At 71.7% G+C, this 7,286-nt stretch carries 6 protein-coding genes; 2 read left to right on the top strand and 4 right to left on the bottom strand.

Translation table 11 applies throughout. From position 1 onward, the window contains the following. Positions 1-37 precede the first annotated feature (37 nt). Positions 38-613, top strand: coding sequence for an RNA polymerase sigma factor (locus CA983_RS38220; RefSeq protein WP_086605311.1), 576 nt, complete (start codon positions 38-40; stop codon positions 611-613). Beyond that, a complete protein-coding gene (locus tag CA983_RS38215; RefSeq protein ID WP_208637127.1) occupies positions 610-1,095 on the top strand; it encodes a hypothetical protein in 486 nt (161 codons plus the stop codon). The genes CA983_RS38220 and CA983_RS38215 overlap by 4 nt, the downstream gene beginning before the upstream one ends. 76 nt (positions 1,096-1,171) lie before the next feature. On the opposite strand, the gene CA983_RS38210 is transcribed toward CA983_RS38215, so the two are convergent. From CA983_RS38210 to CA983_RS38195, 4 genes are all read right to left on the bottom strand, one after another. After that, positions 1,172-1,960, bottom strand: a complete 789-nt coding sequence (locus tag CA983_RS38210) for an N-formylglutamate amidohydrolase (RefSeq protein WP_086605309.1) — start codon at positions 1,958-1,960, stop codon at positions 1,172-1,174. A gap of 124 nt (positions 1,961-2,084) precedes the next feature. Continuing rightward, on the bottom strand, positions 2,085-4,304 hold the full coding sequence (locus tag CA983_RS38205; protein ID WP_086605308.1) for an NADP-dependent isocitrate dehydrogenase: 2,220 nt from the start codon (positions 4,302-4,304) through the stop codon (positions 2,085-2,087). Between the two features lie 480 nt (positions 4,305-4,784). Further along, a complete protein-coding gene (locus CA983_RS38200) occupies positions 4,785-5,882 on the bottom strand; it encodes a mechanosensitive ion channel family protein (protein ID WP_086605307.1) in 1,098 nt (365 codons plus the stop codon). A gap of 229 nt (positions 5,883-6,111) precedes the next feature. Continuing rightward, the gene (locus CA983_RS38195) at positions 6,112-7,095 is read right to left on the bottom strand and encodes a lysylphosphatidylglycerol synthase transmembrane domain-containing protein (RefSeq protein ID WP_167407539.1); all 984 of its coding nucleotides are present in this window, start codon (positions 7,093-7,095) and stop codon (positions 6,112-6,114) included. Between the last annotated feature and the right edge of the window lie 191 nt (positions 7,096-7,286).

Here is a 7,286-nt window from a genome sequence, read left to right as displayed (position 1 = left end):
GTACGATGACGTGCCGTACTCGAGGGGTGGGGCTGCCGTGGACCGTACTGATGCCGGCGCGCTCGTCCAGGCCGCCGCCGACGGTGACGCGGGGGCCTGGAAGGCGCTCGTGGAAGGGCTGAGCCCCCTGGTGTGGTCCGTGGTCCGGGCCCACCGGCTGTCCGACGCGGACGCTCACGAGGTCTACCAGACCGCCTGGTTCCGCTTCGCCCAGCACCTCGGGCGGATCCGGGAACCCGGCAAGGCGGGCGCGTGGCTGGCGAGCACCGCGCGCCACGAGTGCCTGAAAGTCATCCGGAGCTCGCAACGACTGACCCTGACGGACGATCCGCAGCTCCTGGACCGGGCCAGCGAGGACGGCACGCCGGAACAGTCACTGCTCGACTCCGAGGAGGCCGCCGCCCAGAGCGAACGGGTACGGCGGTTGTGGCAGGAGTTCGAGGAACTGGGCGAGCGGTGCCGGCAGTTGCTGCGGGTGCTGATGGCCACGCCGCCGCCCAGCTACCAGGACGTGTCCGCCGCGCTCGGGATCGCGGTGGGCAGCATCGGGCCGCTGCGCCAGCGCTGTCTGCGGCGCCTGCGGGCCCGGCTCGAAGCGCGGGGGGCGATATGAGCGACATGAACGACGACGTGTTCGACGAGGACGGCTGGGACGACCAGGAGTTCGACGCCGGGCTGCTGGAGGAGAAACTCCGGCAGGCCGCCGCCGTCCTGGACCCCGTGCCGGCGGAGCTCCAGCAGCTCGTCGTCGACGCCTACGCACTGCACGACCTGGACGCCCGCGTCGCGGAGCTCACCTTCGACTCGCTGGTCGACGCCCTCCCGGTCCGGGGAGCCGGCGACCCGCCCCGGATGCTGACCTTCCAGGCGGGCGAGGTGACCGTCGACGTCGAGGTCACCCCGCACGGGCTGATGGGCCAGGTGCTGCCGCCCCAGCCGGCCAGGATCGAGGTCCTGACCGGACCACGCCCCGGCCCCTCGCTCACGTCCGACGACCTCGGCCGCTTCACCGCCGACGCACCGCCGTCGGGGCCCTTCGCCCTGCGGCTGCGGACCGGCGGGGACGTGGTGGTGACGGAGTGGCTGCGGGCTTGAGGGGCCGGCGGAGGGCACACGCGTGGGACGGCTGGCCGCGGTCCCGGCAGCCGTCCAGCAAGGTCTGCGGCAACGGTCAGCCGGACACGGCGTCGACCAAGCGGGCCAGCGCGGCGGCGAGCCGCCCGAGACCGGGACCGGCAAGGCCGCCCGGCTCGGTCATGTAGGTGTCCCGGCGGATCTCCACCATGAGGGCCTCGACCCGCGGGTCGGTCCCGTAGAACTCCAGCGGCACGTAGGCCCCCCTGAAGGGGCTGTCGAGCTCCGTCTCCCCGAAAGCCCGCCGCGCGGCGTCCAGTAGCCCGGGAGAGGTGTGGAAGGAGTCGGTGCCGAGACACACCGGCGGCCGGGGCCCCTCCCCGTGCAGCTCGTACGGCAGCCGGGCGCGGGGATAGGAGTGCACGTCGATGATCACGGCCCGCCCGGTGGCGGCCAGCCGGTCCGCCACGGCCTGCGTCATCGCCCGTGCGTACGGCAGGAAGTACCGCTGGACGAGCGGCCCGGCCTCGACGTCCCCGGACCGCAGCACGGCGCCGTGCGTGGTCCGGGTATAGACCGCGCCCATTCCGACGGCCCGCATCTCCTCCCGCTCGTCGGGGAAGCGCTCGGGGTCGACGACCAGCCGCGACAGCCGGTTGACGAACCGCCACGGGACGACGCCGGCCGCCCCGGCCGCCGCCTCGGCGATCTCCGCCGTGTGCGCGTCGGTGATGTGGTCCAGCTCCCGCGCGAGCTCGTCGTCGCCCAGCACGATGTCCGCCCGCACGGACGGCGGTATCTCCCGTGCCGAGTGCGGGACATGCAGGATCACGGGGGAGTGCCCGGCGCCGGGCAGGACGTCGAAGGAGTGGGGGTCGTCGGTCACGCGGCGGCTCCACAGGACGTTGTCAGGGGCTCCGCTCGAAACCCCGCCTCTTCGAACATAACTCCGCCCCGGCCGGGCGGTGCGCCGGCCGGGGCGGAGCGGAGGGACCGAGGGGCCCCGGACGTCAGCTCAGGGACGCCAGCGCCTCGTTCCACGTGGCGGACGGGCGCATGACCTCAGCGGCCTTCGCCGGGTCGGGCTGGTAGTAGCCGCCGATGTCGACCGGCTTGCCCTGGACGGCGTTCAGCTCGTCGACGATCTTCTGCTCGTTCGCGGCCAGCGTCTCGGCGATCGGGCCGAAGGCCTTCGCCAGGTCCGCGTCGTCGGTCTGCCGGGCCAGCTCCTGCGCCCAGTACAGGGACAGGTAGAAGTGGCTGCCGCGGTTGTCGATGCCGCCGACGCGCCGGGTCGGGGACTTGTCCTCGTTGAGGAAGGTCGCCGTGGCGCGGTCGAGGGTGTCGGCCAGGACCTGGGCGCGGGCGTTGCCCGTCACCTTCGCGAACTGCTCGAAGGACGGCACCAGGGCGAAGAACTCGCCCAGGGAGTCCCAGCGCAGGTAGTTCTCCTTGACCAACTGCTGCACGTGCTTCGGCGCCGAGCCGCCCGCACCCGTCTCGAAGAGGCCGCCGCCCGCCATCAGCGGGACGACCGACAGCATCTTGGCGCTGGTGCCCAGCTCCAGGATCGGGAACAGGTCGGTCAGGTAGTCGCGCAGCACGTTGCCGGTGACGGAGATGGTGTTCTCGCCGCGCCGGATGCGCTCCACCGACAGCTTCGTGGCCTCGACCGGGTTCAGGATCCGGATGTCCAGGCCCTCGGTGTCGTGCTCCGGCAGGTACTGCTTGACCTTGGCGATCAGGTTGGCGTCGTGCGCGCGGGTCTCGTCCAGCCAGAACACCGCCGGGTCGCCGGTGGCGCGGGCGCGGGTGACGGCCAGCTTCACCCAGTCCCTGATCGGCGCGTCCTTGGTCTGGCAGGCGCGGAAGATGTCACCGGCCGAGACGGACTGCTCGATGAGCGCGGTGCCGTTCTGGTCGACCAGGCGGACCGTGCCCGTGGTGGCGATCTCGAAGGTCTTGTCGTGGCTGCCGTACTCCTCGGCCTTCTGCGCCATGAGGCCGACGTTCGGCACCGTGCCCATGGTGGACGGGTCGAAGGCGCCGTTGGCCTTGCAGTCCTCGATCACGGCCTGGTAGACGCCGGCGTAGGAGGAGTCCGGGATGACCGCCAGGGCGTCGTGCTCCTGCCCGTCCGGGCCCCACATGTGGCCGGAGGTGCGGATCATGGCCGGCATGGAGGCGTCGATGATGACGTCGGAGGGCACGTGCAGGTTGGTGATGCCCTTGTCGGAGTCGACCATCGCCAGGTCCGGGCCCTCGGTGAGCTCGGCGTCGAAGGAGGCCTTGATCTCGGCGCCCTCGGGCAGAGAGTCCAGGCCCTTGTAGATGCCGCCCAGACCGTCGTTGGGGGTCAGGCCGGCCGCGGCGAGCTTGTCGCCGTACTTCGCGAACGTCTTCGGGAAGAAGGCGCGCACCACGTGGCCGAAGACGATCGGGTCGGAGACCTTCATCATCGTCGCCTTCAGGTGCACCGAGAACAGCACGCCCTCGGCCTTGGCCTTGGCGACCTGCTCGGTCAGGAACTCGCGCAGCGCGGCGACCCGCATCACGGAGGCGTCGACGACCTCGCCCTGCTGGACGGGTACGGACTCGCGCAGCACGGTGGTGGTGCCGTCGTCGCCGACGAGCTCGATGCGCAGTGCGCCGTCCTCGGCGATCACCACGGACTTCTCGGTGGAGCGGAAGTCGTTCTGGCCCATGGTCGCCACGTCCGTCTTGGACTCGGCGGACCAGGCGCCCATGCGGTGCGGGTGGGACTTGGCGTAGTTCTTGACCGACGCGGGGGCACGGCGGTCCGAGTTGCCCTCACGCAGGACCGGGTTCACGGCGGAGCCCTTGACCTTGTCGTAGCGGGCGCGGATCTCGCGCTCCTCGTCGGTCTTCGGGTCGTCCGGGTAGTCCGGCAGCGCGTAGCCCTGGCCCTGGAGCTCGGCGATCGCGGCCTTGAGCTGCGGGATCGACGCCGAGATGTTCGGCAGCTTGATGATGTTGGCGGCGGGCGTCTTGGCCAGCTGGCCGAGCTCCGCGAGGGCGTCCGGGATGCGCTGGTCCTCGGTCAGGTACTCCGGGAACAGGGCGATGATGCGCCCGGCCAGCGAGATGTCGCGGGTTTCGACGGCGACACCCGCCTGCGAGGCGTACGCCTGGACCACCGGCAGGAAGGAATACGTTGCCAGGGCCGGGGCCTCGTCAGTGTGCGTATAGATGATGGTCGAGTCAGTCACCGGGTGCTCCGCTCCACGTCTGCAACATTGCTCGACATCAAGATATCTCGTGACCGACCTCGTCTCGACAGGGGTCCACGCCCAGTTTCGCGCCACCGATCGCCCCGGAGCCCGGGCCGGGGAGACAGTGGGGCGGGTGGCGGCCCCGCGACTGCCCTGGTCGGCGCGGCGACGGCTCCGGCGGAAGGGCCGCCGCTCCGGGCGGCATCGGCTTCTCGGCCTCAGCCGCGCCGGCCGGCCGTCTCGCCCGCTCGTCAGCTTCCCGCGAACGCCCAGGTCGGAATCGCGCGGGCTGCCGCACGTCGTGGCGGCCGGCTCGAAAGCAACCGGCGACCGGCGACCGGCGACCGGCGACCGGCGGCCGATCGGCGAGCGGATCGCGTACGCGTACCCGTCCCGCTCGCTCATGGCCCCCCGGGTGGTGCAGGCCACGGTGGCCGATCACCTGATCGAGAGCACCGCAGCGGCCCCTGTGAGGCCTCAGTCGAACCGGGCCGAGGACATCTCGTTCGGCTCGATCTCGCCCGTGCGCTGCTGCGGGATGACGACCCCGCCCTGCTGGAGCGCCACCGTCCGGGCCGGGGCGGGGATGCGGATGCCCTCCGTGCGGTAGCGCTTGTGCAGGCGCTTGATGAACTCGTGCTTGATCCGGTACTGGTCGCTGAACTCGCCGACGCCCAGGATGACCGTGAAGCCGATGCGCGAGTCGCCGAAGGTGTGGAACCGGATGATCGGCTCGTGGTCCGGAACGGCGCCCTCGACCTCGGTCATCGTCTCGGCGATGACCTCGTTGGTCACCCGCTCCACGTGCTCCAGGTCGCTGTCGTAGGCCACCCCGACCTGGACCAGGATGGTCAGTTGCTGCTCGGGGCGCATGAAGTTGGTCATGTTCGCCTGCGCGAGCTGGCCGTTGGGGAGCACGACGAGGTTGTTGGACAGGTTGCGGATCGTCGTCTGCCGCCAGTTGATGTCCTCGACGTAGCCCTCCTCACCGCTGCTGAGCTGGATGTAGTCACCGGGCTGGACGGTCTTGGAGGCGAGGATGTGGATGCCCGCGAAGAGGTTGGCGAGCGTGTCCTGAAGTGCCAGCGCCACCGCCAGACCGCCGACGCCCAGGGCGGTGAGCATCGGGGCTATGGAGATCCCCAGCGTCTGGAGCACCACCAGGAAGCCGATCGCCAGGACCAGGATCCGGGTGATGTTGACGAAGATCGTGGCCGAGCCGGCGACACCGGAACGGGACTGGGTGACCGTGCGCACCAGGCCGGCCACCACCCGCGCCGCCGACACCGTCGCCACGAAGATGAGCAGCACCGTCAGCACCTGGTTGGTGTGGTGCTGCACCGTCTTCGTCAGGGGCAGCACCGCCGCCGCGCCCGCCGCGCCGCCCACCACCGCGGCCCACGGCAGCACGGCCCGCAGCGCGTGCACGATGACGTCGTCCCCGCTCCAGCGGGTGCGGTCGGCGTGCCGGCCCAGCCAGCGCAGCAGCATGCGCAGCGCGAAAGCCGCCAGCAAACCCGACGCCAGGGCGATGCCGGCGAAGACCAGGTCGTCCGCGGTGAGCGCCCGGTTCACCTGTCACCTCCGGGGAGAAAAGCTGCGGCGAACGCCGTTGCCGGCGGCCGGATGTGAAGTTTCGTCACGTCGTCACCTGTTCGTCCTGCGGGAAGTCCGGTCGCGCCCGACCACCCCTGACCCGGGGTCGGCGCGATCGTTCATCCTGCCGCATTCCGTACGGGGTTTCGTACCGGGGAACGGGCCGAGCCGGGACTTCCGGCCAGGGCACTGCGGGCCTGTCGGCCGGTCAGATCACCTTCAGGCGTACCAGCGCGCCCAGGGTCAGCGCGCCCGGCAGCAGGGGCAGCCAGACCGTGATGACCCGGAAGGCCAGCACCACGGCCGTGGCCACCGCGGCCGGGCCGCCCGCCGCCACCAGTGCCATGACCAGCGCCGCCTCCACCGAGCCGATCCCGCCCGGGGTGGGCACCAGCGCGACGGCGACCGTCGCCGCCAGGTAGGCCACCGCCATGTGCGCGGGCGGCACGTCCAGCCCCATCGCCCGGCCCACCAGCACCAGTACGGACGCCTGCAACGCGGGGAAGGCGAAGGACCCGCCCCACAGGGCCAGGGCCCGGGCCGGGCGGGTGTGCACCGAGCGGGCCTCGCCGAGCGCCGTCCGCAGGAAGGACAGCACGGCAGAGCGCACCCGCCGGACCAGGGTCAGCACGGCCACCGCGATGACGAGCACCACACCGGCACCGGCCAGCAGCGGGCCGAACGCCGTCTGAGGAACCAGCGTGCCGAGCCGCAGCGCGTCCGGGAACGCGACGAGCAGGGCACCCAGCAGGGCCACCCGGCCGACGCTCTCCGCCAGCAGATACAGCGCGAGAGCCGCCGAGGAGCGGGCGAGCGGCAGCCCGCACACCGTCATGAACCGCAGGTTGACCGCGCTCGCGCCCAGCCCGGTCGGCAGCAGGTGGTTGGCCGCGCCCGCCGCGAACTGCGTGGCGAGCAGCCGCCGTCGGGGCAGCCGCTCGACGACCGCGCCCTGCCGGGTACAGGCGGCGGCGACCCAGGTCAGACAGGTCGCCCCGGCCGCGGCCAGCAGCCACGGCCACTCGGCGTTGCCCAGATGCGCGAAGCCCTCGGCGAGCACCGACCGGTGCCGCACCGCGACCACGGTGACCAGCAGAAGCGGAAGCAGACACAGGATCTGGCGCAGGCGGCGGACCGGGACGCGACGGGGGAGTCGTCCCGGGCGGATTTCGGGGAGTTGTACCGCTGTCACGTCCGCTGAGGCTTCCCATGCCCCGCCAACGGCGGGTTGCGGACGTGCGGACGGCGTCTTACGCGCGGGGAGCGGCTGGGAGGAGAGCGTCATCGGGGCCTTTGCGGGGGGACGGTGAGAGGGGGTTCGGGCCGATTGTGCGGTATGTCGGGGCGATGTGCGAGCGCCTTGACCTCAAGATTGCTTGAGGT

Origin of the sequence: Streptomyces swartbergensis (assembly GCF_002148965.1) — a bacterium.
Classification (GTDB): Bacteria; Actinomycetota; Actinomycetes; order Streptomycetales; family Streptomycetaceae; genus Streptomyces; species Streptomyces swartbergensis.
This window is presented reverse-complemented; position numbering and strand designations above follow the sequence as displayed.